This window comes from Methanosarcinales archaeon Met12 (assembly GCA_002813105.2).
GTDB lineage: Archaea > Halobacteriota > UBA148 > UBA148 > JAJOKI01 > JAJOKI01.
The window spans coordinates 862,609-884,205 of record CP017966.2 but is presented as its reverse complement, the minus strand read 5'-3'; the positions used below and the strand labels follow the sequence as shown (position 1 = coordinate 884,205).

Sequence of the window (21,597 nt, the reverse complement as noted above, 5' to 3'; positions counted from 1 at the left end):
AACACCTCTTTTTGACTTTATCGGTAAGGTGAGTGAATGGCAAACTTGATTGCAGAAGAATTAGCAAAGAAACAAAAAGCGATTAGCGTCGCCGAGTTCTTTGAGAAGAACAAGCAGATACTCGGATTTGACTCGGCGCCGAGATGCCTCATCACGTGTGTCAAGGAAGCCGTGGACAACGCATTAGATGCGTGTGAAGATGCTGGAATCCTCCCAGATATATTAGTCCAGATTGAACGAGCAGATCGAGATAACTGCAGAGTCATAGTCGAAGACAATGGTCCAGGCATCGTGAAAGCCCAAATACCCAAAATATTCGCCAAACTGCTCTATGGATCGCGGTTCCACGTATTAAGACAGAGCAGGGGGCAGCAAGGCATCGGCATTTCGGCAGCAGTGCTCTATTCGCAGTTAACTTCCGGCAAACCTTCAAAAATAATCTCTAAAATCGGCAAGGATGAACCTGCCCACTACTATGAGCTGATTATCGACACCCAGACCAACGAGCCAGAGATCGTAGCCGAGAGCATCATCGAGTGGGACCGCCCACATGGGACCAGGACCGAGATGGAGATGACGGCGACATATGTCAGGGGGCGCCGTCAGTCGGTATGGGAATATCTCAAGGACACGGCAATCGTCAACCCGCACGCACGGTTGACACTGATAGAGCCGAATGGAGAAGAGGAGGTATTCGAAAGGGCAACCAACGAGATGCCTGCAAAACCCAATGAGATACGGCCGCATCCAGAAGGCATTGAACTGGGGACGTTAATCAAGATGATGAGGTACACAGAGCGCTATAAACTCATATCGTTTTTGATGAACGAATTTGCCAGAATTGGGCGAACTACTGCGGAGGACCTGTGTAAAACCGCGAATCTGGACCCTGATGCAAATCCAAATGATCTGTCCAGGGACCAAACAGTTCGATTGTTAGAAGCATTCAAAACGGTCAGAATTACGGCACCACCTACCGACTGCCTCTCACCGATTGGCAAAGACCTCATTTACAAAGGGCTGGAAAAAGAGTACAACGTAGATTTTATCTCGACCGCAACGCGACCACCCGCGGTCCACTCGGGCAATCCATTCATAGTCGAGGCGGGCATTGCATATGGCGGCGACCTGCCCAAAGAGGAGAAGGTCACCATATTGCGATTCGCCAATCGAGTGCCGTTACTATATCAACAGGGCGGATGCGCCATAACTCACGCCATGGAAAGGATGAACTGGAGACAGTATGAATTAAATCAACCAGGTGGAACTGGCATCCCGCTCGGACCACTGGTCGTGTCTATCCACGTGGCATCTACGAAGATTCCGTTTACCTCGGAGTCCAAAGATGCGATAGCAGATATCCCTGAGATAGTAGATGAGATCGAATTGGCGATTCGAGGTGTAGCCAGAAATCTGCGGAATTACCTCTCAAGGCAGAAATTGCTCGAGAAGCGCAGGGAAAAGGAAGAGATCATCAAAAAGGTCCTTCCAAAACTGGTGGAGAAGGTATCCTCAATTGTGGGAAAAGAAGAGCCAGACATCAAGCCAATAGTGGCGAAGATCATGGAAAATATATTAATACAACGAAAGATCGTAGGACAAAACGATGGCCAATATGGCGTGTCGATCAGACTCAAAAATTTCGGTGAACACACCAGGACATTCAAGTTATATGAATTATCCAAATATGAGATGGTAAAGCCAGATTCCGATGCAAAGGTCGTGGAGATGGATGGCGAGATGGGCCAGATATGGAAAGTATCACTGAAAGCAGATGAAGAGAAGTCCATTCAATATATGATCAAGTGCGATGAGGCACCGGAGCTATCAATTCCAATGGTCGAAGGGATAGAAGAGGAGCTCGTCACCGGTGCAAAGACTTTAGAGTCAAGAAAGGATGTGGAAGAATGAGTGCAGAAGCAAAAACAACGGAAAAGGACGAACTGACGAAGAAAAGATTGCTCGACATCATAGGAGGATTTTATGGCCAACTACTGGGCGAGCAAATTCCGCATCTCAATCTGCCTACCAGAACCAAAACCAACATAGAATACAGTGAGGATTCGGAGGTGTGGGTATATGGCGACAGGGAAAGTATCAGGAGTGCGAAAACCGTCAGGGGCGCATATCAGTTGCTAAAGACGTCATACTTGATCGAATTTTTAAATATGCAATTGGCTCAGGCAAGGTCCTCCACTCTGAGAGAATTATATTACATATCTGAAAATTGGAGTCTGGCAAAATTCAGGGAACAACAAGAAAGCGACAGGTTGATAGAAGACATTGAAATCATAAGTGAGCTACAGCGTGAAAACTTCCATATTCGGCCAGAAGAGGATGGAGCCTCCATCACTGGCCCAATCAAAATCAAGGAACAGACCAGACGTGGTACAAAGACATTCCACTGTCAGGATGATGTGGGAGAAGCTGGCTACCAGATTCCAAACACAGTGGACAAACTCGAGTTCCTGGAACACGACGCCAAGATGATCATAGCAATAGAGACTGGTGGTATGCGGGACAGGTTGATCGAGAACGGTTTTGACGAGAAATTTGATACGATTCTCGTGCACCTTAAAGGGCAGCCTGCCAGAAGCACAAGACGACTTCTCAAACGGCTGAACGAAGAGCTGAAGATACCCGTGGTGGTGTTCACCGATGGAGACCCATGGTCCTACCGTATTTTCGCCTCGGTAGCGTATGGGTCCATCAAAAGCGCCCATATGTCAGAGTACATGGCGACCCCTTCAGCGCAGTTTATCGGCATTCGCCCATCCGATATAGTCAACTACGAACTGCCGACCGATAAGTTGTCAGAGCAGGACATTAAAGCGCTACATTCAGAACTCTCCGACCCAAGATTTGAGACGGAGTTCTGGAAGAATGAAATCAACCTGCAGCTGGAATTGAACAAAAAGAGCGAGCAACAGTCGTTAGCGAAGTATGGGCTTGATTACGTGACGGACACGTATCTGCCAGAGCGCCTGACTGAGATGGGCATACTGTGAGATTTCGAAAAACATCGAAAGCTTTATAAATAAACCTATCATAAATTCGAACATGAAAAAGAAGGAGTTCGTGTACAGAGAAATCCTTTACCGAGTTTTAGAGCAGGGCGAGCGCGCGGCTACGCAGCAGGAGCTTTCAAAGGTATTGGACATCTCTCTGAGTACTGTCAATCACGCTTTCAAGCCGCTGACCAGGATGGGCACTGTAAAGGTCAATCCGATGAATTTCCGCATAATCGATGCAAAGAAGATTTTGCTGTATTGGGCTTCGATTAGGAACGTTCCAAAAGACGTCATTTACAGCACGAGAGCAGATGGTACCGTGACCGAAATCGAGAAGAGCATGCCAGACGATGTCGTCTATGGCGCCTATTCTGCCTACAAGTTCAATTTTAAGGACGTTCCAGCAGATTACAGTGAAGTTTATATCTACTCCGCTAAGAAACTCGAAGATAGGTTTCCAGAGATGCCAGGTCCGGCAAATTTATTCGTTCTGAAAAAGGATTCTTTGATGGATGGATATGGGAGAGTGACGACTATGGCACAAACCTACGTCGATCTGTGGAACATCAACACCTGGTATGCTGGCGAGTTCATCAAAGCGCTGGAGGATAGAATAAATGCAGTACTGGAGTGAGCTTCTGACACACAGGAGCTGGGAAGTTCTGCAAAAGCTGAGTCGAGAAGTGGATTTCATCGTCATCGGGGGCTGGGCAACCTATCTGTGGACGAATGCCAGCAAATCCAAGGACGTCGATATCATCGTCGATTTCACAACGCTGGAGCAGTTGAAGAAGAGCTATGGGCTGAGAAAAAACGACAGGTTGCGAAAATATGAGATGAAAATTGATGAGATAGATGTTGATATATACGTGCCCCATTACTCCAAGCTGCCGATTCAGGTGGAGGAGTTGGACAGCTATGTCACCAAGATCGAAAATTTGAGGACGGTCAAGCCAGAGGCGTTGTTGATCCTAAAGCAAGGGGCAGAGATGCACCGGAGAGATTCTGTGAAGGGCAGAAAAGACCAGATAGACATCATTGCACTGCTCATGCACCCTGTCGATCTTAAAAAGTATTTCGCCCTGCTCAAAAAGTACGGCAAGGAGGATTACGTCGGGGAGCTGATGACGGTAGTAAAGACCTTTGACCAACTTGAATATCTCGATATCAACCCGAGACAATATAGGCTCTGGAAAAACAAGATGATGAGCGAGCTGAGGAGTCTGTCCTGACTTGTATCTGCCTGAATTGCCTGACCGAGATGGGTGTCATCTAGGGTCGTTTGATTTTCGATTTTGTGGAGATTTCTTGCAGCAGGTCGTGTATCATTCCTGGCAGTCGCCCCCTCATGACGTAGGTGCTCCATGCATAGTATGCATATGCGTAGATTCCAAGGGCGATGTAGAGGGCTCCAAGCATTATTTCGCGCGGCAACAATATCGTCATGATAATCGTAGCGCTTGGGATGACTATGATTGGCACGAATCCCCATACATAGACGCCGTTATGACGCCATAGGCCGTATTCGGATGTGAGGCCCAGCCACCACATGAAGTACACAGCTGTGACCACGTATGGAAGGTATACCCATGGGAATTGCATCATGAACACAAACGCGGCAAACGTAACGTTTATCAGCACTACGATTTTGATGAGGAACAATATTGGATCTGAAGAATAGGTCAGTTTATCCGCCCTCATAGGCATTCTGCCAACAAGGGCGTCGTCAACCGCTTTTTTAAGACTGTTGATGCTGGACTCGATCGCGTTCATCTTATGTGATGCCCCATCCAGTCCGACCTGCACTCTGGCGACTTCTCTGAGCATGGGCTGGAGCCGCCTGTATATTCCCTTCTCGAACATGGCGTCAATCTTGGTGTTGAACAGGAGCGCCTGCTGGACCATCGAGAATGCGCCCAATCCTGCGCCTATGCCGATGAACAGTATTATCGTGTTTTGGATCAGACTGAGCCTGCTGAACTCCACGGTAAAAACATATATCAGCGGAAACACGGAAATATAAATTAGATATACGGAGGCGCATAGGGCGCAGACAACATTAATTTTTTGTGCCAGTGATAATCTTACTCCTTCCATACAGCTCATCCTTTGCCATCATATCTACTAAAAGCTTTTGAGTGAAATTCTTTGAGCGTCATGAGAACATATAGCGCTATCATCAGGAAAAACAAGATGAGTCCACTGGTCTGTACCGTCTGCACCAGCGATGTGATAAAACCGAATTCAGTGCCGAACACATGGGGCTGCCTGGGGTCTTCGATGAAATAAATGCCAACATCTCTGAGCACGATGGGTTCGCCATGTATCATGACCGCCTGTCCCTTGATGTCATCCTTAGGGATGGCCCACAGGTCAACAGGTCTGGCGTCACCCTTGGTCCTGAACCAATCACCCTCGCCCCCGATGGAATACACCCTGTGCACCACAGGAATAGCTACTCCTGGTGCGTCGAACATGATTATGTCCCCGGCGACGGGGTCTATCAACACACTCTGCATCACTAATAGGTCACCCTTCTCGAATGTCGGCGCCATGCTATCAGAGCCGATGACCACGAAGCCGATTATGCCGAAGTAGAGGATGAGTCCGACCATCAGCACGTTAATCAGTGGCAGAACGGATGAGATGACGCGCGGTCTCGTCGAGATGAATTTGTATCCCTGCATGACTGCATCTATGCGCTCCTCTCTCTTAGGCGTGAGCATGCCGATGAGTTTGCCAAGCAAGGTCAGCGGATATTTGACATCCCTCTTTTTCACCAGATATATGACGAAGAAGATGGTCGACAATATGCCCACGTAGATGATGAAATTGGTTTCTATCATTTCACTGAACAATTGAATGGTGTGCAAATATATAAATTTTGGTGCCGGAATTTCCTCCTGGAAATTCCTGCTGAAGGACTTAAATTTTAGAACTTTAAGAATATTGAAGGCATGATAGATTATAGACTTATAGGGATAGATGAACCGAAAGATGATGAGAAAAAAGCAATAGCTGATTATGAACAGAGAAAAAAGAAGGGAAAATTAAAATAAATGAAGTATGAGGTATTTTTAGAAAGAAAAGCACAAAAGAAATTAAAAGGATATAAAAACCATTATCGTTTAAGGGTTGGTCGTTACAGGGTTCTTTTTGAATTTATAGATGGGTACAAAATGGTGGTTTATGCGATTTTACCACGAAGAAAAGCATATAGATAAACATACAAATAAACAGAGAAACCAAAAGATTGGATAGGTATATTTATAACAAATAAGTTACTAACAAATGAGTTAGTGATATCATGCGGTTTACATTACAGCCTGTGAAAGGTGAGAAATTTATAAACAGGGCAGAACTGTTGGAAGAGATGGTTGCAGAACTAAAAGATAAAAGATCAACTGTCGGATATGCTCTTTATGGAAAAAGAAGGATAGGAAAGACATCAATTCTAAAAGAGATTCAAAGAAGGCTTGAAAAAGAAGATGAAATTATCGTTATATATTTTTCTGTCTGGGATTTGATTGAATCGACTCTGGCAGAGTTCTGCCAAAGATTGAGCATGGAGGTTATCGATGCATATAGACCGCACATCGGTTTGAAATACAGGGCAAAAGAGTTGATCCAAACACCCCTCACCATGCTGAGAAAAATCCTTGACGGCTCAGAATTTAAAGTCGTTTATAATGAAATCGAGTTTCTTTTATCCAGAAAAAGAGATGTCGCTGATGGGGCGCTCGTTGAACATGCATTCAGTATATCAGAGAAACTTGCTGAGAATACGGATACGAAATGTATTCTTCTGATAGACGAATTTCCTTCAATTATTGATCTGAAAAGTAACAATATAAAAATTGGTGAGGCGATTATCAGAAAAATCAGAACAATATTTGAGGATTGGGAACGAACATCCCTCTGCATATCAGGATCAATAAGAAGCACGATGAATCTTGCAGTTTTGTCATCAAGTTCTCCATTTTACAGACAATTGATCGTGAAAGAGATCAAGCCACTTGAACGGGAACATGTCGGGGAACTATTGTCGCAAAATCTTGAAATTCCATACGAAGGTATAGAAGAGATCTACAATTTTTCTGCTGGAATACCGTTCTACGTTCAGTTCATGGGTAAAATGCTCGAAAGAGAGGAAAAAATATCATTGGATTCGATTAAAAAGATAGAACACGAATTTCTGATGGAGGAAGGAAATATTTTGTTCAAAGAAGAATTTGGTACCCTGGGCCCAAAGGAGCGGTTGATCGTTATAAATATTGCAAACGGATGCCATGCACCGAAAGAATTGGCAAATGCCACCGGAGATAAAATCTCCAATGTCAGCAGGTTTTTGACATATCTAAGGGAAAAAGGTTATATCTCAAAAGCAGAGACGGGTTACTATGTTCTGGAGGACCCGGTTTTTGAGAGGTGGTTAAAGGAGGTTGTGCTGCAGGTAGATGTGGCTGGCACCCCCGACTCAAACATCACAGGAGAATAGAATGATCCATCCAAAAGTCTCAATCATAATCCTGAACTGGATGGATAGAAAGATATGGTAAAATGCTTGGAATGGTTTATTGAATTACACATCTGGAGAAGATGAAATTGGTTTCCATGCGACTAACTCCAAAACTATTAAGGGAACAGCCCAAAGAAATTTTAGGCCATGAATACATCACGACAACTGAACAATATCTAAACTACAGTGCGGAGAGGGTTATCGACGAATTTAAGAGAAAATGATAGTGGGCACACTAAAATCAAGCCATAGTGGGATTTTGATGCGAATTTACTGGTAAAATCAAAGTGTTATCCTAGCTCTTTTCCTCTTAAGCATTTTCATGAATTCTTCTTCACTAACGGTATCCCTAAATTTTCTTGTTTCTTTTACAGAGTCCCCTATCTTTGGAGTTATGATCGCCAAAAATCTGGCATACTCCACTGGATTAAGCTCTTCCTTTGCCAAATCAAATACTTTCTCTAAGATTTTTATTTCCACTGCTTTTACTACCATTTTTCTTCCTCCATCTTGATAAATTCGACGGGGCCACAGACCCTAATTCCATATCGTTTTTCAATTTCTTTGCCTTTTCTTAACACATCATCATCACATGATATAAAATATTTGCATTCTCCTGTTATTGTGCATGCAATGTGAGAGGCATCTGGGAGTTTTAATCCCATCAATTTTATTTCTTTTAACTTTGAGATGGAGACGTCATAAATCTTCTCTGAAACGAGGAGGGCTAACAATTGCTCAATGGCAGTTTTCTTCTCCACTTCTTCCATATTCCCAACTTCTACATCCAAAACCACCGAACCCACTATTGTTAACTCTCCTTCAAAGCCCCTCTCTAATATCTTGAAAAATGCATTTGTCTCGTTAATTATCCTTTGAGAAGGAGCATCAAAAGGACGACCCCATACATTTGTGTCAAGGTAAATTTTAAGCATGTTCCTTGACTGTCGTTGAAGTTAAAATAAGTTTTGTGTAACTTCTCCTCCCTCAAAAATGATGGTTATGTAGATAAATCGGTTGATGACCGTAAACCTCTCAGTGGGACCAACTGAAAATTCTACAATACCAGTATGAGTAAGAAGGAGCAAAATAGAAAATTGGGCTATATGATGAAGATGAGCGACAATATGCCCACGTAGAAACTAAAATCCCTTCGAGATTTTATAGACCTCAATTCTCTCTGATAATTTCGTTGATGAAATTGGTATTTATCATTTCACTAAAATAATTGAGTGTGTGTAGATATATAAATTTTGGTGCCGGAATTTCCTCCTGGAAATTCCTGCTGAAGGACTTAAATTTTAGAACTTTTTACTATATTCTAACACAAAATAAAAGTTCAATATCGAAAAGTGAACTTTTGGTAGCCTTCTCTTCCTCAGGTCTCTTTCCCTCACGAGGTTCAGCCACGAGGTTTCTCCGTCTCCCATAATCTCTCAACTATTAGCCGTTGATGTTGTAATGTATATTTAAATTTGTTTAAATTAATCAACGCGTAGATGTCATGTTATCCCAAGTATTAGCCGTGATGTTGTGACGCCAGAAAGTAGTTGTCCCATCACCTCCAAGGGATATGAATCAGAGTATGACACACCGTGCAGGCATAGCGACGCGGAGTAAACTTTAAACACTACGGTGCCAAGGGATATGAGCCATATTATGACACACCGTGCAGGGTTCTCCCACAGCACATATCCTGCCAGCGTGACAGTGCCGGCAGACCGTATCGAACCATATCGTTCTTACCCTGCTGATTTCTGCGGCAGTGTCGTTCACGGGCCTTACCATGAACCCGGCATGCACGCCCAAGTCGGGAATACGATAGGTGACGGGACTTATGTACGTGATGTTGAGAGCTCCCACGTGACACGAAACACACGGTGCTATTTGATTGTGGGTCATCCAAGCACCTCTTACAGCCCTCGAGGTGTTGTTACCGTGTGCATCCAGAAACCAGCTAGCATATGCGGCTGCATGGCATTTCCTACAGTCTTCGTTGCGGAAATGCGGCTCTGATGGAGGAAGACCTACAACAGGTTGAATCGTCGAGGCATTTGGCAAAAACCTATGCATGCCGACTAACGTCCCTGGCACAACCCCTGGCGCAGTTGTGAATCCGAAGCCAACATTTGTATGGCAGGCTATGCAGACCTCGTTTCCACTCACTTGTATCCCTGCTATGGTTGCATTTGTCCAGAAGCCCCTGTGCCTCTCCCTGCTATGATTGAGTTCTACTCTCACGCGGGTGTGGCACACCAAGCAATCGACCGTCACAGCGGCATGAGCACCAGATGGCCTCCCCGTGAAATTGATGTTGTGACATGTCACACATGCACTGTTCAATGTCCTTCCCCAGAAGGCGGTGCCAATTCCGTAGAGGGTGATGTTTCGCCCACCGCCTGTGACAGCATGATGATATGGCGATGCTAATAATTCAGCACCTTCTGAGACATGGCATCTAACGCAGTTGGTCTCATTTGCCCTGATGTAACGATGCATGCCTGTAAACAAGCCGAGCACCTGCGGTAGGGCTATCAGCCCGATTACCGTGACCGCGATGAGCAGGAGTAGTTTTTTGTTCATTATTTGAGCCACCTGCGTCTAAATATATAAAAGCGTCTAAATATATAAAATATACCATACACTTGTGATAAATATGTAATCTCCTCCATAATAATATCTTTTAACGGCGGAGGTATTACATCGTCCTTTGATTTATGGGACTTCTAAACCTAATCTAAGTCAAAAAGACCACATATAAAAAAAATATTATATCAGGGAGTTGGTCTTCCCCCTGATTTATCTTTAACGCGGTATTGTTCCAAATGCTCCAGTGATTGCGCTGTATGTGAGGTTTATCGGTGGCCTGGGGGTGTAGTTAAACCCGACCATCGTGTGGCAGGCTATGCATGCTTCGTTGCCGGCCCTCTGTATACCTGCAGCTGTGGCGTTTATGTAGAATCTCCTGTGTGCTTCTGTCGCATTCATAAGCTCGACTGATACATGAGCATGACATATTGCGCACCGAATGGTGACTGCTGAGTGTTGAATTGTACGATTAAACTCCCCCGCTACTTGGTGACACCTTAGACAAGCATCGTTGACTGTAGCTCCCCATCTAGGTACTCCTCCTGGACCTCCTCTCCAGTGATAAGGAGACGCGCTTAGTTCTGCCGCTTCCGCTGGGTGGCATTTCGTACAATCCGTTCTATTGGCAGCGACATATCGATGCATCCCTGTAAATAGTGCCAATGCCTCGGGCAGCACGAATAAACCGATGCACACCACTGCGACCATTAACACCAGTGTTTTGTTTTTCATTTTTATTTCCTCCTAGATATTTGTCTGTTAATATCTGTTATCTAACTTGATTTAATACTATAAAAGCCTTTGCACTTAATTAAGATCCCCTGTTTGCCAAAGGGAGCCGTCTAAGCGTAGCATTATTATTATGATGAGGTGATTTAAAAAGGTGTTTACGTTGTAGTTAATACAAGTGTTTTATTTCCAATCATCCTATTTTATCCACCCATAACGTCCCATATAAAACTATCTTGTGCTCATCTCCATATCATCACGGTTTCATTACGCGCAATAGTGTCACCCTGCTCATCCACAACTTGCACCAATACTAGCAGGTTATCGCCAGGGTTTGGTGCCGTCTTGAACCCGGCGGTGAGTTCATACGTTCCGGGTCCCGCGTATGGCACAGATGTCCAATAGTTGATAGTACCCATCCTCTCTTTTATCACCAATACATACACGCCTGGCATGCTTGGCGGATGGTCTTTAGGCCCTCTTAGCGCATCTATAGTACCCTGCTCGGTCTCTATGCTCTCGATAATTGGGGCATCAGTTGTGCCGCTGATAATAGTCGTGACCTTCAGAGTAGGAACGTAACCCAGACACCCAGAAATGCTGGTGATGAGGAGGATGATTACCATCAAAGAAATTGGTTTGGCTATCTTCATCTATGATACTTCCGTCTTTTACGACCCTTTATCTCAAACGCTAACAGAAATATTCCCTTAGTATATTTAAAGTCTCTTATCAAACGAATTGATGAAGCTGCTGTAACCTAATAATTGCTTGGATTGATTCGCTCAAGTCCAATTTTATCAAAGTCCTTGTCTGCCGATATGATTCTACGTATCCCAAGCTTTTTCATGGTGACTGCGTGCACACAATCATATGGACTTATTCCAGTTTTGTAAGAAAGGTCGACCGCTCCTCGGATGGTGGCGGAATCAACTTCATTTACGACCATATTAAGCGAATATAAGGCATCCACTTCGTTTTTTACCTCATCTCTAAAGCCGTATTTTCTTAAAGTGTTAGCAACTTCCAGAATAACCAGCACCGAGATTGCAGCCTTCAGCTTAGCTTTTGCGATGTCCTTAATGATACTTACACAGGTCTCGCCGTACTTAGCATCTAAAATTTTTGCGTAAAAGAAGACGTTGCTATCGACATATGTCAGCAAGTTATCTAAGCTCCGCTTTTTCTTCTAATTCCTCGATCGGCACGTGCTTGAACTTTTTTGTGCCAATTAACACCCTAAGCGGGTCTTTTATCGTTCTAAATCTCTTGATTATAATCCCTTTACCCATAGACTCCACGATTACCATTTCTCCAGATTTAAGCCCGATCTCTTCCCTGACCTCTTTCGGTATGGTCACTTGAAATTTCTCGGTTACTTTAACTTCAGACATAGTATACAGTATACCTGTATACCTATAAATCTATCGCCCATTCGAGCCTATTACATTCACTTCAAACCCACATTTGGGACAACAGTTCTCTGCGCCAAGACGGTTAATCACGCTGTACCCATGGCGCTCTATGAGAATTTCATCGCATTTAGGGCAAAACGTGCTCTCATATCTGTGCCCATACACGTTGCCGATGTATACGTATTCAACGCCACACTCCTTTGCGATTCGGTGCGCCTCCTCCAGCGTTTCCACGGGAGTAGGGGTGACGTCAGCCATCTGACGATGTGGGTGGAAACGCGAAAAATGCACAGGAGTATCTGCTCCAATGCCAACGACCCATTCTGAGAATCGCCTTATCTCTTCCGGGCCATCGTTATGCCCCGGAATTATCAGATATGTCACCTCCAGATGAATGTTCTTCTCCTTCATCCGCTCGCATGTTCTCAGTACGGGCTCAAGTTTTGCACCACAGACCTGCCTGTAAAACTCGTTATTGAACGCTTTGACATCAACGTTAGCCGCATCCAAATATGGCGCAATCGTGTTCAGCGCATCCTCACTCATATATCCATTGGTTACGTAAACCGTGTACAAGCCAGCTTTCTTCGCCAGTTTAGCGGAGTCATATGTATACTCAAACCAGATGGTCGGCTCGTTGTATGTCCAGGAGATGCCCTGGCAGCCATATTGCTTCGCCAGTTCGACCGATTTCTCGAGCGTGATTTCTTGAGTAGATTCTTCTCCTACGTTCGCAGTCGCAATAGCGTAATTCTGACAGTGCTTGCACCCAAAATTGCAGCTCACGGTTCCAAGCGAAAGAGCCATCGACCCGGGATAAAAATGGAACAGCGGCTTTTTCTCGATTGGGTCAACGTTAATCGAAGATACGGTGTTGTATATCAGCGTGTAAAGTTTGCCGCCATGATTCTCCCTGACGCGGCATATGCCCTTTTTCCCCTCGAAGATTGTGCACTGATGAGCGCAGGCATCGCATTTCACGCGCCCATCGTTTAGCGGCGCCCATAACATTGCCTTTTTTCTCATAATCGCCTATCTCAACATGTCGCAACATCAGTTATATATATTATCGGAAAGCATATTGAAGTTGAGATGTACCCTACAAAGCTTATCATAGTCATAATTATCCTCGTTTCCCTTGCCATTGGCTGCGCAGGGGCAGTTCACGCTGTCCAATACGCGGAGCAGCCAGAGTTCTGTGGAGCCTGCCATGCCATGCAGCCATATTATCACACATACATAGGAACCCCCCACAACCGCGCTAACGTAGCGTGCCATGATTGTCATGCCACGAGCCTCATCGGGGATGTGGAATTCAGGGGAATCATAGAGGACGTGACGATTCCTTTCATAGGAGATGAATTAGTGGTAACAGGTGAGCCAGAGTTCAGAGGGTCAACGATGCGCATGATACTGCTATATCATCTTGACGAATACGAGATGCCATCCGCCAATGTATCGACGGAAACCTGTTTAGGATGTCATCCAATGGAGGCTCAGCATTTCGCTAACGCCACCTGCACTGCCTGTCACACACTTCACGTGGCAAGAAGGGCAATATCCATGATAGAAGATTGTGCAACATGCCACGCAGAGCCAACTGCGATGGTTGGAGCGCACGTGGGCGTGACATGTGGTGGCTGCCATGTCAGGCATGAATACACGCCGAACTGCGTTAAATGCCATAGGCCACATGGAGTGAGGTATATTACTAACGCCGATTGCTTCTCATGTCATGGAGATGATCCACACCATATGGTGGGGATTGCACCATATCCAGATGTATCAAAAGAGGCTTGCGCCGATTGTCATGTGCGAGAATATGATGTGCTGAAGAAATACAATGAAGCGCATAACACGTTCGTGGGGGAGCATAGGGATGCTCTGCGAACATTCACATATGACTTCGCATCGAGCTGCGTGGATTGTCATCCTCAGCACCCGCAGGCGATTAGCTGCACCGCCTTTGGCTGCCATTTCAATCACCCACATCGGACGATGGGGTGCGTAGGATGCCACTTTGAATATGCGGGATATAGGTGCGGAACTTGCCATGTGGACCCACATGCACCAATGGCTAGCCTTGAGTGGACTGATTGGAGACGCATATAAAATGCTCATACCCTCTTGCCTCAATCTTTTCGGTCAAACCATCTTTTTTGATTAAAATATCGCCATGAGTGACTTCGCCTATCACAGTAAATTGACATGCTTTTCTTGCTCGCCCCAGAGCGTTGGGTTTAATGGTAAACAGAAGCTCAAAATCGCCTGCGCCATATAACGGCAAATTCAAGCCGGAAGAAATGACTTTTACTTCATCCAGAACTGGCAGTTTATCTCCATAAATAAGAAAGCCGACGCTGCTCGCTTTGCTCATGTCGTGCAGCGAAAGCGCAAGACCATCGCTGATGTCCATCATGGACGTCACCACACCTGATTCGGATAGGGCGATGCCCTCGTTAACTCTGGGCTGTGGCTCGAACAATTTTTTCGTCAACCTCTTTTTAGAGTTTTGCGGAATCTCTCTGCTGAGCGCTTGAAGACCTGCTTCTGCAGTGCCAAGCTCTCCAGTCACGCAGACCATGTCGCCCACGTTGGCGCCACTGCGCCTGAGCAACCCATCTTTTTTTACCCGCCCCAGCACAGTGCAGACTATAGTAAGTTCGTCATGCTCATCCGTGTCCCCACCGACGATGGAAACGCCGAACTTTTCTGCGCACGCATTCATTCCTTCTACCATGCCGTCAACAAACCCCACGTCAGTATCTCTTGGAAGCCCCATTGCAGCGACGAGGGCAAACGGCTTTCCGCCCATTGCAGCGACATCGCTCAGACTCACAGCAATCGACATCCAGCCCATCTGCCAGGGAGTCATCTCATCTGGAAAATCAGTTCTCTGGTGAAGCATGTCGGTGGTCATTAGAAGGTACTCGTCCCCATTCCAATCCAAAACTGCGCAGTCATCCTCTCCAGCGCCGAGGACCACACCATGAGGCAGTAATTTTGAAATCCGAGTTATGAGAGCCCTCTCTCCTAAGTCATGCACTTTCATCGAAAATTACATATATAACTCATAAGACATATAATATATATAAGAGGTGGGCAAGATGAATCAATTTGAAGATAGCATCTCGAGAAGGAGATTCATCCGTGCCGCGGCTGGAGTGGGGCTGGGACTTGTTGGCATATCGGTCGCTGGTTGTATCGAGAGAGAAGAAATGGTACAAAATGGAGGTGTAACAATGTTGCCAAATCCAAGACTAAAAGGAGATATATCGTTAGAAGAGGCGATAAAAGGGAGGAGATCTGAAAGAAGTTTCAAAGACATCGCTTTGACGAAGGAGCAGCTATCCCAGCTTCTCTGGTCTGCGCAGGGAATCACCGACCCTGACCCAGGAAGAAGATTTTTCAGGGCTGCGCCGAGCGCTGGCGCACAGTATCCACTGGACATATACGTCGTGGTTGGTGGAGTCGAGGAGCTCGGTGTAGGGGTCTACCACTATGACCCACATGAGCATTCCACGAGACTTCTCGTAGAGGGGGACCTTCGCGAGCCACTGGCAAGGGCGTGTGTGGCGCAGATGTTCATGGCGGATGCGCCGATTTCGATAGTCATAACAGCAGAATATGGAAGGATAACAGACCGATATGGAAACAGAGGGGTCAGATATGCCCACATGGAGGTCGGTCACGTGGGACAAAACATACATCTGCAGGCAGAGGCATTGGGGTTGGGTACCGTTGTGATCGGCGCATTCATGGATGATGAAGTCGCGGAACTATTACATCTCCCAAGGGGACACGAGCCGTTATATGTTATGCCGGTTGGATACCTATAAATCTGCCCGATTCTATTGTTTTTGTAATTTCACAGTTCAATTAAAAATGAACTGCATGTCATTTAATAAATTTGTCTCATTTACCAGAATTATGTGGCTACCTTTCTGCCTCACTGGGGAGAATCCTATTTTTGCAAGAATTTTTATCAGTTCACGCCCTGACAGCACAGGTAGTTTTTCATGAGTCCCTACCTCAAATCTTGCAATAATTGTATCGCTTTCCTTGATATCATCAGGTAACCCCATCGTGTCAATAAACAGCTCAGATGCTTCTTTTAAGTTCTTTAACGCTTCTTCAATGCTGTAACCCTTGACTAACGATATCAAGCTCGGGGCATAAAGCTACAAATTGCTTATCCCCTTTTTTAATAACTGCTGTCAAGTCCATATCAATTCACATACATTAATTAATTATTAGTGCTTAAATATTTGATGTATGTCACATTCCCACGATAGCGAGAAATATGTGCTTTGTTGAATTTAACAGACGGATGTCTGTGACAGTTGTAACCGAAAATATTCCATAGGAATATTTTATTCAGAAGATTGGTTATGCAACCTTCGTTCAGAAGTTATCCTTCGGATATCTTCGACTGACAGGTGTTTCAACATTTGCCATATTATCATGCTTAGTGGTGCAATACAAAACTTTTTCCACAAATACAGTTAAATCCAAATAGGGACAGAGTACGAATCGTGAACATTATGAGAGATATTTTACGCAGGGGGCGCCTATCATCTGATGTAGACAGGGAGACGGCGAAGTTTACGTCTTCTCCAGAAGTAGATGAATGGATTTTCGATTCCGCAATTCTCGTCAACAGGGCACACGTCGTAATGTTGTGTGAGCAGGGTATCATCTCCAAAGCTGACTGCTCCACCATACTGAAGGCGCTGGATGGCATAAAGAAGGAGGGCACGACAGGCATTAATTTGGCGTATGAAGACGTTCACATGGCACTCGAATCCAAACTCATAGAATCCATCGGCGAAGATGTTGGCGGAAGGATGCACACTGCTAAGTCGCGCAATGACGAGGTTGCCACATGCATCAGAATTGCACTTAGAGGCGAGTTGCTTGGGCTGATGCATGAGTTAAATGAGTTGAGGCAGGTGTTAATCAAGCTGGCAGAGAGCCATACTGAGACGATAATGCCAGGATTTACCCATCTTCAGCATGCCCAGCCCACCACCTTTGCCCACCATTTAATCGCATATGTAGATGCGCTTGAGCGCGATTTTGACAGGCTGTGCGATGCATATGCGCGGGTTAATCTGTGCCCGCTCGGCGCAGCAGCATTTGCTTCAACCGGCTTTCCGATCAACAGGGAAAGAACGGCACAGCTACTTGGATTTGACGACCTTGTAGAAAACTCGATGGACGCGGTAAGCACGAGGGATTTTGCCATAGAGTGCATGTCAGCGTTTTCGAATATAATGACGAATTTGAGCCGTATCGCAGAGGAATTGATACTCTGGAGCACGCCAGAATTCGACTTTATCGAACTGGATGACCGTTATGCATCCACCAGTTCCATTATGCCACAGAAAAAGAACCCAGATGTGTTGGAACTAATAAGGGCAAAAGCAGGTTCAACTTATGGTGCATTGATGTCGGCGCTCACCATCTGCAAAGCGCTGCCATACAGCTATAACAGAGACCTGCAGGAAGTCACACCCCATTTATTGAGGGCGATTGCGATGACCAGAGCGTCATCGAGGATGGTGGCTGACGTGGTCGATACGATGCAGGTAAAGGTCGATGTGATGCGAGACAAAGCAGAGATGGGATTCACCACGGCAACAGAATTGGCAGATACCATCGTCAGAGAGGCAGGAGTATCATTCAGAACAGCGCACCAAATCGTCGGGACATTGACCAAGAAAGGGGGACGCACGCTGAAGCACATCGATGCCATATCTGAAAAGGTAATAGGAAAACGACTGAGCGAGTTGGGGCTTTCACAAAAATCGGTCGATGTTGCACTCGATGTGGTGTCCAATGTAAAAACACGCAAGATCAGAGGGGGACCAGCACCAGAAGAGACCGTTAGAATGATCAAAAGTAGAAAGGAGAGCATTACAGGCAATATAAAAAATCTGAAAGGGAAAACTGAAACGGCATTTACGTGCCATAAAAAATTGGATGTAGCCGTTGGCAAACTTGGTGTACACAAATGAAGGCAGGCGACCGTGTTCGAATTAAAAAGGACGACGTCACTTATACTGGACTCATGATGCCCCCCACTGGCGAATATATCGTCCTTAAGCTCGATAACGGCTATAATGTTGGAATAAAGAAGGGCACCAAAATCACGGTTCTGAAAAAGGGGACAAAAATCGCACGAAGGAAAAAGGCATCCGCCCCGCCAGGCAACCGAGCGCTACCAAAGGTTTCCATCCTGTCCACCGGTGGTACGATAGCGAGTAAAGTGGATTATCGAACAGGGGCAGTGACCAGCCAGTTTAGCGTCGAGGATATACTCAGCGCCATACCTGAACTGACAGAGATTGCGAACTTCGATGGCAGAGTCGTCTACAGCATTTTAAGCGAGAATATGAAAGCTGAATACTGGCAGGAGCTGGCAAGAGCGGTCGCCGATGAGGTCAAGAAGGGCGCTGATGGCGTGATGATCACTCACGGGACGGATACCATGACATATACAGCTGCTGCGCTGTCATTTATGCTAAAGACGCCAGTACCAATCGTGCTCGTGGGTTCACAACGGAGCGCTGACAGGCCGAGTAGCGATAACGTGGTGAACACGGTTTGCGCTGCCAGGGTGGCGACGAGTGACATCGCCGAGGTTACGGTGGTGATGCATGCGACCTCCTCTGACGACCAGTGTTTGATACACAGAGGAACGCGAGTACGGAAGATGCACACCTCAAAAAGAGATGCGTTCCAGTCGATTAATGCCAAACCAATTGGACTGGTGAATTATAAAGATAAAGTGATATATCCCTTTCAACATGCGCCATATCAAAAGAGAAACGTGCAGGAGCTGGTTTTAGAGGAGGGTCTGGAGACAAAATGTGCGCTGGTCAAATTCTTCCCAGGGGCAAGTCCGATGATAGTGGACCATTATGCAGATGCGGGCTACAGGGGCATGGTAATCGAGGGCACTGGACTGGGACATGTATCCACTGAGTGGATTCCATCGATAAGAAGGGCAGTCGATAACGGCATGCATGTAATAATGACGTCCCAATGCCTCAGCGGTAGGGTTTGTGACCGCGTGTACGATACGGGCAGGGACCTGCTCAAGGCAGGCATCATCGAAGGAGAGGATATGCTACCCGAAGTCGCACTCGTCAAACTGATGTGGGTGCTGGACAAGACGAATGACCAAGGAGAGGTCAGGCAGTTAATGCAAACCAGTTTAGCTGGAGAAATCAGTGAGAGATCCACTTATGGTTGACTATCGGCGATTAGGGCTGAAGGCTGGCCTGGAAGTCCATCAACAATTGGATACTGCAAGTAAGTTGTTCTGTGGCTGTCCAACGAAGTTGAGAGATAATAATGAGCCGATTTATGAGATACATCGACATCTCCATATGACCGAAAGCGAATTGGGCGAAATTGACAGGGCAGTTCTGGAAGAGGCGCAGGTGCGACGGCGATTCGTCTACAAAGGATATGACACGACATGTTTAGTTGAAAACGATGAAGAACCTCCACGAGTGTTAAATCCGGAGGCTCTGGAGATAGCACTTGAAGTCGCCCTCCTGTTGAATATGGTGGTGGTCGATGAAACCCACACGATGAGAAAGATCGTCATCGATGGGTCAAACACGTCAGGTTTTCAGCGAACTGCTCTTATCGCCTCGGACGGAAGCGTCGTCGTGGATGGCAATGTAGTTCGAATCGATATACTCTGTCTGGAGGAGGAGGCGGCACAGAGGGTATCAGGGGGCGACATAACATACTCACTTGATCGGTTGGGAATTCCATTGGTCGAAATAGGAACCGCACCGTACATCACAACGCCCAAACAAGCACGTTCCGTCGCTGAACACATCGGAATTATCCTGCGCTCTACTGGAAAAGTAAAAAGAGGCATAGGCACCATTCGACAGGACATCAACATCTCGATTGCAGAGGGGGCGAGGGTGGAGATAAAGGGCGTGCAGACCCTCAATTTGATCGAGTCGATCGTGGAGAATGAAGTAACCCGTCAAGTAGGATTATTGAGAATTCGCGATGAACTCAAGAAGCGCGGTGCCAAGAGGATAAAAGCCAATGTGATAGATGTAAGTGATATATTTGCCAATACCATGTGCAATGCGCTGAAAAGCGGCATCGCTATGGCGGTCAATCTCTCCAAATTCGGTGGATTGGTGGGGTGCGAAATCCAACATAGCCGCAGGCTTGGCACCGAGTTCTCAGATCAGGCAAAACGATTTGGCGTGGGCGGAATTTTTCACACCGATGAGGTGCCAAAGTACGGCATCACGAATGGAGAGGTCGATATGGTCCGTAAAAAACTTCGTGCAGGTCCAGACGACTGCGTCGTGATCGCCGCAGGTGACGAAGAGCGGGTGCGTTCTGCACTGAATGCCGTAGTTAAGCGGGCCAATGAGGCACTGGATGGAGTGCCTGAAGAGACGAGACGGGCCCTGCCAGATGGTAATTCTGCCTATATGAGGCCACTTCCAGGCGCTGCACGAATGTATCCAGAAACGGACGTGCTGCCGGTCAGGATATCCGAAAAGAGATTAAAGCAAATCAAATGCTCCCTTCCAGAACTTATTCAGGAGCGCAAAGAGCGATATATGAAGGAATATGGCCTTAATGAGGAGCTTGCTGAATTAATCACACGCTCGGCAAACGCACCTCTTTTCGAGCGGATTATGAGGTTAAACGTCTCTCCAACCCTGGTAGTCATGACCCTGGAGGCAACGACTTCAAAACTTAAGAGGGAGGGCGTGCCCGTTCAGAATTTGGAGGCTATGCATTTCATCGAACTGTTTGAATTGATATGTGCCAACAAAATTGCCAAAGAAGGCATTCTACGAGTACTTGAAGGTCTGGCAAACAACCCGGATAAAACTGCAGAAGACATTGCCTCTGATTTTGGTCTGCGGACGCTGGATAGGATGGCAATCGAAAGTATTATAGAGGGAGTTGTACTATCTAAGAGAGCCTTTATTAAAGAAAAAGGATATGGGGTAATCGGGCCTTTGATGGGCGTGGTGATGACGGAACTCAGAGGCAAAGTAGATGGGAAGCTTGTTAGCACAATTCTCAAAGAAAAGGTCAGCGACATTATAAAGGAGAGATGATAGTTTTGGGTAAAACAGGAAGTGTAGAATGGATTCAGGTGAAGGGTAGAAAAGGAAGAATCAGACTCGTTCCAAAGAGTGGGGCTGCAACCAAACGACCTGGACCGGGACAGAGATACGATTCTGCTGGCAGTGTTAGAAGAAAGATTGCGCGGTCTGAAAAAGCCGTGATCGGTCCTAAAAATAAATAGGTGTATTTAAAATCGATG

General features: G+C 46.0%; 24 protein-coding genes. 12 read left to right on the top strand and 12 right to left on the bottom strand.

Going from position 1 to position 21,597, the window contains the following annotated elements; genetic code table 11:
• Positions 1–36: 36 nt before the first annotated feature.
• The 4 genes from BME93_05635 to BME93_05620 are packed head-to-tail and all read left to right on the top strand — an operon-like array spanning position 37 to position 4,243.
• Complete coding sequence (locus tag BME93_05635) at positions 37–1,911, top strand: DNA topoisomerase VI subunit B (protein ATZ61541.2); 1,875 nt, start codon at positions 37–39, stop codon at positions 1,909–1,911.
• A complete protein-coding gene (locus tag BME93_05630) occupies positions 1,908–3,008 on the top strand; it encodes a DNA topoisomerase IV subunit A (protein ID ATZ61540.2) in 1,101 nt (366 codons plus the stop codon). Before BME93_05635 ends, BME93_05630 begins: the two co-directional genes overlap by 4 nt.
• A gap of 52 nt (positions 3,009–3,060) precedes the next feature.
• Positions 3,061–3,645: a winged helix-turn-helix domain-containing protein gene (locus BME93_05625; protein ID ATZ61827.2), complete on the top strand. Its 585-nt coding sequence runs from the start codon at positions 3,061–3,063 to the stop codon at positions 3,643–3,645.
• Entirely contained in the window at positions 3,629–4,243 is a 615-nt protein-coding gene (locus tag BME93_05620) for a hypothetical protein (GenBank protein ATZ61539.2), read from the top strand. Before BME93_05625 ends, BME93_05620 begins: the two co-directional genes overlap by 17 nt.
• Positions 4,244–4,283: 40 nt before the next feature.
• On the opposite strand, the gene BME93_05615 is transcribed toward BME93_05620, so the two are convergent.
• On the bottom strand, positions 4,284–5,117 hold the full coding sequence (locus BME93_05615) for a hypothetical protein (protein ATZ61538.2): 834 nt from the start codon (positions 5,115–5,117) through the stop codon (positions 4,284–4,286).
• Positions 5,114–5,857 (bottom strand): signal peptidase I, encoded by a 744-nt coding sequence (locus BME93_05610; GenBank protein ID ATZ61537.2) that lies wholly within the window; start codon positions 5,855–5,857, stop codon positions 5,114–5,116. The genes BME93_05615 and BME93_05610 overlap by 4 nt, the downstream gene beginning before the upstream one ends.
• A gap of 213 nt (positions 5,858–6,070) precedes the next feature.
• On the opposite strand from BME93_05610, the gene BME93_05605 reads away from it, so the two are divergent.
• Positions 6,071–6,235, top strand: coding sequence for a type II toxin-antitoxin system RelE/ParE family toxin (locus BME93_05605; protein ID ATZ61536.2), 165 nt, complete (start codon positions 6,071–6,073; stop codon positions 6,233–6,235).
• A gap of 83 nt (positions 6,236–6,318) precedes the next feature.
• The gene (locus BME93_05600; protein ATZ61535.2) at positions 6,319–7,509 is read left to right on the top strand and encodes an ATP-binding protein; all 1,191 of its coding nucleotides are present in this window, start codon (positions 6,319–6,321) and stop codon (positions 7,507–7,509) included.
• Positions 7,510–7,812: 303 nt separating this feature from the next.
• Here the strand turns inward: BME93_05600 and BME93_05595 are convergent, their stop codons facing one another.
• The 8 genes from BME93_05595 to amrS form a co-directional block, all read right to left on the bottom strand.
• On the bottom strand, positions 7,813–8,025 hold the full coding sequence (locus BME93_05595; GenBank protein ATZ61826.2) for a hypothetical protein: 213 nt from the start codon (positions 8,023–8,025) through the stop codon (positions 7,813–7,815).
• A complete protein-coding gene (locus BME93_05590; protein ATZ61534.2) occupies positions 8,019–8,465 on the bottom strand; it encodes a PIN domain-containing protein in 447 nt (148 codons plus the stop codon). Before BME93_05590 ends, BME93_05595 begins: the two co-directional genes overlap by 7 nt.
• 688 nt (positions 8,466–9,153) lie before the next feature.
• Positions 9,154–10,113 (bottom strand): hypothetical protein, encoded by a 960-nt coding sequence (locus BME93_05585; protein WRQ72890.1) that lies wholly within the window; start codon positions 10,111–10,113, stop codon positions 9,154–9,156.
• Between the two features lie 222 nt (positions 10,114–10,335).
• Entirely contained in the window at positions 10,336–10,851 is a 516-nt protein-coding gene (locus BME93_05580) for a hypothetical protein (protein ID ATZ61533.2), read from the bottom strand.
• Between the two features lie 239 nt (positions 10,852–11,090).
• Positions 11,091–11,501, bottom strand: a complete 411-nt coding sequence (locus tag BME93_05575) for a hypothetical protein (GenBank protein ATZ61532.2) — start codon at positions 11,499–11,501, stop codon at positions 11,091–11,093.
• 107 nt (positions 11,502–11,608) lie between these two features.
• Complete coding sequence (locus tag BME93_05570) at positions 11,609–12,013, bottom strand: type II toxin-antitoxin system VapC family toxin (GenBank protein ID ATZ61531.2); 405 nt, start codon at positions 12,011–12,013, stop codon at positions 11,609–11,611.
• 1 nt (position 12,014) lies between these two features.
• Complete coding sequence (locus tag BME93_05565; protein ID ATZ61530.2) at positions 12,015–12,242, bottom strand: AbrB/MazE/SpoVT family DNA-binding domain-containing protein; 228 nt, start codon at positions 12,240–12,242, stop codon at positions 12,015–12,017.
• Positions 12,243–12,272: 30 nt separating this feature from the next.
• On the bottom strand, positions 12,273–13,289 hold the full coding sequence (gene amrS / locus BME93_05560; GenBank protein ATZ61529.2) for an AmmeMemoRadiSam system radical SAM enzyme: 1,017 nt from the start codon (positions 13,287–13,289) through the stop codon (positions 12,273–12,275).
• A gap of 66 nt (positions 13,290–13,355) precedes the next feature.
• Here amrS and BME93_05555 point away from each other — a divergent pair, with 66 nt between their 5' ends.
• On the top strand, positions 13,356–14,375 hold the full coding sequence (locus BME93_05555) for a hypothetical protein (protein ID ATZ61528.2): 1,020 nt from the start codon (positions 13,356–13,358) through the stop codon (positions 14,373–14,375).
• On the opposite strand, the gene thiL is transcribed toward BME93_05555, so the two are convergent.
• Complete coding sequence (gene thiL, locus BME93_05550) at positions 14,341–15,315, bottom strand: thiamine-phosphate kinase (GenBank protein ATZ61527.2); 975 nt, start codon at positions 15,313–15,315, stop codon at positions 14,341–14,343. The two genes, BME93_05555 and thiL, sit on opposite strands and share 35 nt — an antisense overlap.
• A 55-nt stretch (positions 15,316–15,370) precedes the next feature.
• Between thiL and BME93_05545 the strand changes: the two genes are divergently transcribed.
• The gene (locus BME93_05545; protein ID ATZ61526.2) at positions 15,371–16,102 is read left to right on the top strand and encodes a SagB/ThcOx family dehydrogenase; all 732 of its coding nucleotides are present in this window, start codon (positions 15,371–15,373) and stop codon (positions 16,100–16,102) included.
• Between the two features lie 36 nt (positions 16,103–16,138).
• On the opposite strand, the gene BME93_05540 is transcribed toward BME93_05545, so the two are convergent.
• Positions 16,139–16,429, bottom strand: coding sequence for a type II toxin-antitoxin system HicA family toxin (locus tag BME93_05540; GenBank protein ATZ61525.2), 291 nt, complete (start codon positions 16,427–16,429; stop codon positions 16,139–16,141).
• A gap of 378 nt (positions 16,430–16,807) precedes the next feature.
• Between BME93_05540 and argH the strand changes: the two genes are divergently transcribed.
• From argH to BME93_05520, 4 genes are read left to right on the top strand one after another with little or no spacing between them, the layout of a single operon-like run.
• Complete coding sequence (gene argH, locus BME93_05535; GenBank protein ATZ61524.2) at positions 16,808–18,283, top strand: argininosuccinate lyase; 1,476 nt, start codon at positions 16,808–16,810, stop codon at positions 18,281–18,283.
• Positions 18,280–19,524 (top strand): Glu-tRNA(Gln) amidotransferase subunit GatD, encoded by a 1,245-nt coding sequence (gene gatD / locus BME93_05530; protein ID ATZ61825.2) that lies wholly within the window; start codon positions 18,280–18,282, stop codon positions 19,522–19,524. The genes argH and gatD overlap by 4 nt, the downstream gene beginning before the upstream one ends.
• Positions 19,517–21,388, top strand: a complete 1,872-nt coding sequence (gene gatE, locus BME93_05525) for a Glu-tRNA(Gln) amidotransferase subunit GatE (GenBank protein ID ATZ61523.2) — start codon at positions 19,517–19,519, stop codon at positions 21,386–21,388. The genes gatD and gatE overlap by 8 nt, the downstream gene beginning before the upstream one ends.
• Before the next feature lie 5 nt (positions 21,389–21,393).
• A complete protein-coding gene (locus BME93_05520; GenBank protein ATZ61522.2) occupies positions 21,394–21,579 on the top strand; it encodes a DUF5350 domain-containing protein in 186 nt (61 codons plus the stop codon).
• The last annotated feature ends 18 nt before the right edge of the window (positions 21,580–21,597 follow it).

What these genes read in the sequence shown, in the direction of transcription:
- BME93_05600 (ATZ61535.2), top strand. Translation starts at nt 6,319, where the DNA reads ATGCGGTTTACATTACAGCCTGTGAAAGGTGAGAAATTTATAAACAGG.
- BME93_05590 (ATZ61534.2), bottom strand. Translation starts at nt 8,465, where the DNA reads ATGCTTAAAATTTACCTTGACACAAATGTATGGGGTCGTCCTTTTGAT.
- BME93_05605 (ATZ61536.2), top strand. Translation starts at nt 6,071, where the DNA reads ATGAAGTATGAGGTATTTTTAGAAAGAAAAGCACAAAAGAAATTAAAA.
- BME93_05620 (ATZ61539.2), top strand. Translation starts at nt 3,629, where the DNA reads ATGCAGTACTGGAGTGAGCTTCTGACACACAGGAGCTGGGAAGTTCTG.
- argH (ATZ61524.2), top strand. Translation starts at nt 16,808, where the DNA reads ATGAGAGATATTTTACGCAGGGGGCGCCTATCATCTGATGTAGACAGG.
- BME93_05575 (ATZ61532.2), bottom strand. Translation starts at nt 11,501, where the DNA reads ATGAAGATAGCCAAACCAATTTCTTTGATGGTAATCATCCTCCTCATC.
- thiL (ATZ61527.2), bottom strand. Translation starts at nt 15,315, where the DNA reads ATGAAAGTGCATGACTTAGGAGAGAGGGCTCTCATAACTCGGATTTCA.
- BME93_05580 (ATZ61533.2), bottom strand. Translation starts at nt 10,851, where the DNA reads ATGAAAAACAAAACACTGGTGTTAATGGTCGCAGTGGTGTGCATCGGT.
- BME93_05545 (ATZ61526.2), top strand. Translation starts at nt 15,371, where the DNA reads ATGAATCAATTTGAAGATAGCATCTCGAGAAGGAGATTCATCCGTGCC.
- BME93_05625 (ATZ61827.2), top strand. Translation starts at nt 3,061, where the DNA reads ATGAAAAAGAAGGAGTTCGTGTACAGAGAAATCCTTTACCGAGTTTTA.
- BME93_05595 (ATZ61826.2), bottom strand. Translation starts at nt 8,025, where the DNA reads ATGGTAGTAAAAGCAGTGGAAATAAAAATCTTAGAGAAAGTATTTGAT.
- amrS (ATZ61529.2), bottom strand. Translation starts at nt 13,289, where the DNA reads ATGAGAAAAAAGGCAATGTTATGGGCGCCGCTAAACGATGGGCGCGTG.
- BME93_05615 (ATZ61538.2), bottom strand. Translation starts at nt 5,117, where the DNA reads ATGAGCTGTATGGAAGGAGTAAGATTATCACTGGCACAAAAAATTAAT.
- BME93_05630 (ATZ61540.2), top strand. Translation starts at nt 1,908, where the DNA reads ATGAGTGCAGAAGCAAAAACAACGGAAAAGGACGAACTGACGAAGAAA.
- BME93_05585 (WRQ72890.1), bottom strand. Translation starts at nt 10,113, where the DNA reads ATGAACAAAAAACTACTCCTGCTCATCGCGGTCACGGTAATCGGGCTG.
- gatD (ATZ61825.2), top strand. Translation starts at nt 18,280, where the DNA reads ATGAAGGCAGGCGACCGTGTTCGAATTAAAAAGGACGACGTCACTTAT.
- BME93_05555 (ATZ61528.2), top strand. Translation starts at nt 13,356, where the DNA reads ATGTACCCTACAAAGCTTATCATAGTCATAATTATCCTCGTTTCCCTT.
- BME93_05635 (ATZ61541.2), top strand. Translation starts at nt 37, where the DNA reads ATGGCAAACTTGATTGCAGAAGAATTAGCAAAGAAACAAAAAGCGATT.
- BME93_05610 (ATZ61537.2), bottom strand. Translation starts at nt 5,857, where the DNA reads ATGATAGAAACCAATTTCATCATCTACGTGGGCATATTGTCGACCATC.
- gatE (ATZ61523.2), top strand. Translation starts at nt 19,517, where the DNA reads ATGGTTGACTATCGGCGATTAGGGCTGAAGGCTGGCCTGGAAGTCCAT.
- BME93_05565 (ATZ61530.2), bottom strand. Translation starts at nt 12,242, where the DNA reads ATGTCTGAAGTTAAAGTAACCGAGAAATTTCAAGTGACCATACCGAAA.